This is a genomic window from Photobacterium sp. OFAV2-7 (genome assembly GCF_022347985.1).
Lineage (GTDB): Bacteria > Pseudomonadota > Gammaproteobacteria > Enterobacterales > Vibrionaceae > Photobacterium.
In genome coordinates this window covers 1-3,792 of the sequence record NZ_JAKRFQ010000494.1, presented here as the reverse complement: position 1 = coordinate 3,792, position 3,792 = coordinate 1, and the positions used below count along the sequence as shown (strand labels likewise).

The following is a 3,792-nucleotide window of genomic DNA, read 5'->3' as shown; positions in this document are numbered from 1 at the left end:
CATCTGCCATTGACCCGGGTGTGGGGCGCCTTGGTATCTATGGTTGCCTGCTCAGAAGCATCTTCTTGTGCCTTCGCCATCGCTTCGCGGGCTACACTTTGGTTGGTTGGCTCCTGGACAGTATACTGACGGCGAAATGTCCCTTTAGGGGAGGACTGAGCTTTTTGGTCACGTTGTTTAAGAAAGTTATCTAAGTGGTCACTAAAACTCATAAGATTACCTGTCAGGCTATTTGGTATTACTTGGTTCGAGAAGAACGATTATATGCTTGAACGTGTGAAGCAACAAATGCTATTCGCTAATTATATACCCTGACAAATCTGCTCACTGATAAGCTGTGGATCTGGCAAGGTGAGGTATTGCTGCTCAAAGTCTTTTAGTGGCATTGGGGCGCCGAAATAATACCCTTGAAATTCTTCTACCCCGATGCTGGCTAAGAATTGCTCTTGTGCCTCAGTTTCTACACCTTCGGCAACAACTATCATCTCTAGGTTATGGGCAAGCTCAACGATAGAGCGAGTAATCGTAATGTTATCCTTGTTTTTCGGTAAATCTTTAACGAATTCACGATCAACTTTCAGGATATGGACTGGGAAACGGCTGAGGTAGGCTAACGATGAATAACCGGTACCAAAATCATCGATCGCGATTTTAACCCGAAGAGCCTCTAGTCCTCTTAACTTATTCAGTGCCGTTTTGACATCTGCCATGATCACGCTCTCGGTGATTTCGAGTTCTAGATATTGCGGATCGCAACCTGTTTCTTCTATTGCTTTGCTTACCGTCTCGACGATGTTGGAGTTCAGTAGCTGGCGGGCAGAAATGTTGAGGGCAAAGTGGAGCAAATGGTTGTCATCTTGCCACTGTTTAAGTTGACGGCATGCTCGTTGGATCAGGTCTTCTCCCACTTCGATAATGAGCCCTGAATATTCCAGAATTGGGATGATATCAAGTGGAGACTGTATCTCGCCATTTTCATCCTCCCAACGAAGCAGGGCTTCGATACCGCAGAGGTCGTGGGTAATAGCATTCACTTTGGGCTGGTAGTAGAACTGGTATCTATGGGTGCCAATTGTTCTCCTTAACTCAGATTCAAGCTGGATACGTTTGATACTGTCCAGCCCCATCTGCTGGGTAAAGAAGCAGAATTTGTTACGGCTCTCTTCTTTGGCTCGGTATAGGGCAATGTCGGCATTCTTGAATAAGGTCTCCACACTGTCGCTGTCATCGGGATACAAGCTAATTCCCATGCTGGCGGTAATAAACAGCTCTTTTTTGTCGATACAAAGTGGCTCACTGATATGATGAATAATACGGTTTGCCATATTGACCAGATTCTCGGGCTCCACATTTTGCTTGATGATGATGGCGAACTCGTCTCCACCTAATCGAGCGAGAAGATCATTGCCGCGTAGCGAATTGCTGATGCGCTTTGAAATTGCGAGTAGGACTTTGTCCCCGGTTTCATGGCTTAGTGAATCGTTGATTTTCTTAAAATGGTCAAGATCGATGGTAAGCAAAGCTATGCTGCCGTGGCTCATTTTTGCGTCTTCGATGGCTTTTTCAAGGTATTGCTGGAGCAGCGTTCGGTTGGGGAGTTCGGTTAAAATGTCATAGTGCGCGAGTTTGTGTAGCTTACTCTCAAACAGTACGCGTTCAGTGATATCTTTCCCCGTTGAAATATAGTGGCTTATCTTTCCTCGATTATTAAGGATAGGAGAAATGGTTTTTTCTTCGTAGAGGATACTGTCGTCACTATTCCTCCGCGTAAGTACGCGATGGATTGTCTGTCCCTCTTTTAACTGTTTTTGCACTTTTCTGACATCTTTTTCATCATTCAGTGTTCTTTTGAGGAGGTTGGTTGATTGTGAACCAATGATGTCTTCGGACTTTACGCCAGTGAACTTTTCAAAAGCGCGGTTGACGTATTCTATGATGCCGCGATGGTTGGTGATGATAATTGAATCATTGCTCTGCTCTAGGGCGCGAGACATGCTTTTAAGCTTTTCCTCACGTTCAATCCAATAGGTCACATCTCTGAAGTTCAACAGAATTTCACTGCTTGAACTGTAGGTTGTCTCGGTTGCTACAAACTCAATATGTCGGGTCTTCAGGTTGCTTAGCTGGATACGTGTTTTTACCGGCCGCGGATTGTTTCTGGTTTTATTTTCGTGAACGTCATCAACTAGTTGTTTGATTTGTTCGCGGTTTTTGTGTCCGCTGATAAGTTTTAAAAGGTTCTTTCCCTTAGCTGACTGGTCATTGATATTAAGAATATGCCCTGCAGCCTTGTTGATGGTATTGATCGTCATATCCTGATTGACTGTAATGAGGCCGTCAGGTGCATGCTCCAGTACAGTGGCATATTGAAGGGCGACATCTTCGATATTTTGTTTCAGACGCTTTTCGTGACGGAGCATTTGAGATAGGTGCCAGGCCAGGACAATACACCCTGATACCAATGTCATGATCAAGAGCGAGAAAATAGTAAACTTCACAATACGTTGTTGTGAGAAAGCGAGCTCAAAAACAGCTTCATTCATGTTGATGTGCGAAATGATTGTCCATGGTAGATCTGTACCATTAAAAGGAAGCGTGAAAAGTGCATCTCCTAAGAATCTGTCGCCAGAGAAGAATCGGGTAAAGGTATAGAGATGATCCTGCTTGAGTATCTGGCCGCTTTCACCTTTCTGGATACGATCCCACAGTTTAGGATGGGCTTCGAAGAAATCTTGTCCGTTTGTTTTCTGCCGTGATGGCATGAATTGCCAGGCACTGTCGGATGTAGGGCCCAGCAACCAGCGTCCTTGGTTATTGATAAGCCAATATTGTCCGCTTTTCCAGTTATATTGATTACCCAGCTCAGTCAGATAATCGCGTCCTAGATAATTAAGCGCGATTAGCCAGCTTTCACCGTTGATAGTGAAGTGACTGATAAAGCGCAGCATAGGTTTGATGGGAGTTTCAACTTCACCATTTTCTATGTTCAAGTCAAATTGGGATGTATAGAAAGTGCCGGGATTGATCTTTAGTGATTCCTGTACATATGGCCGCAGGCTTTTATCTTGAAGCTGACTCTCCTGAACGCGATATGCCTGATTACCTTCCATATTGATACGAATAACTTCATGACCTTGAGCATTAATCAGTCTTATTTGATCGTAATAGGATCGAGTCTGGGTCATGCGTTTGAAGGTATTGGCAAGAATATCTTTCTTTTCGCTGCTACTGTGTGTGCTGATATTGACCTCATTGGCCTTTTGAGTCAGGTAGCGTAGATCATCAATAATGGGGGCGAAATGCAGTCGCGTGATATGCAGGGCCGACTGGTGAAGGCTGCGTTCTCTCTCCTGTATCCGTTGCTCCAGCTGGATCACATCTCCATGATAGATATAGAAAGCAGCCGCTGCTGTTATTGATAATAACGGCAGTAGCAGTGCCAGAAAACGGAGAAAAGCTAGCTTCATATATCATCCATGATGTCATTGAACACCTATCAGCTAACAGTATAGTGTAGCAATGAAAAAAGGCGCATATTGGTGGTGGTATTTTATTGTCTGATCACATGAAAAATGCGCAATCAGTTGCTTTTTTATGACTGATAACTAGACATGGGCTAAGGAGGGGGGAGGAGGAAGGAGTGCGCCTGTCTTACATTTGGCTGTCTTGGAATTATTCAATCAATGCAATTAAAGCGGGAATAGCAAAATGAAGACAGCACGAATTAAACAGTAAAAATTATTATGAAACTACATGCTTTATTATGCTTCTATTTTTGCAGCAGGATTAAAA

1 protein-coding gene and 1 pseudogene are annotated in these 3,792 nt (G+C 43.9%); both read right to left on the bottom strand.

Annotated features, from left to right (window positions below; genetic code table 11):
- Nucleotides 1–212 (bottom strand): annotated as a pseudogene (locus MHN01_RS19665) (hypothetical protein); the annotation flags it as partial.
- Nucleotides 213–302: 90 nt separating this feature from the next.
- Entirely contained in the window at nt 303–3,467 is a 3,165-nt protein-coding gene (locus tag MHN01_RS19660) for a bifunctional diguanylate cyclase/phosphodiesterase (RefSeq protein ID WP_239412903.1), read from the bottom strand.
- Between the last annotated feature and the right edge of the window lie 325 nt (nt 3,468–3,792).

Excerpts from the sequence above, each read along its gene's own strand:
- MHN01_RS19660 (WP_239412903.1), bottom strand. The coding sequence starts at position 3,467 with ATGAAGCTAGCTTTTCTCCGTTTTCTGGCACTGCTACTGCCGTTATTA.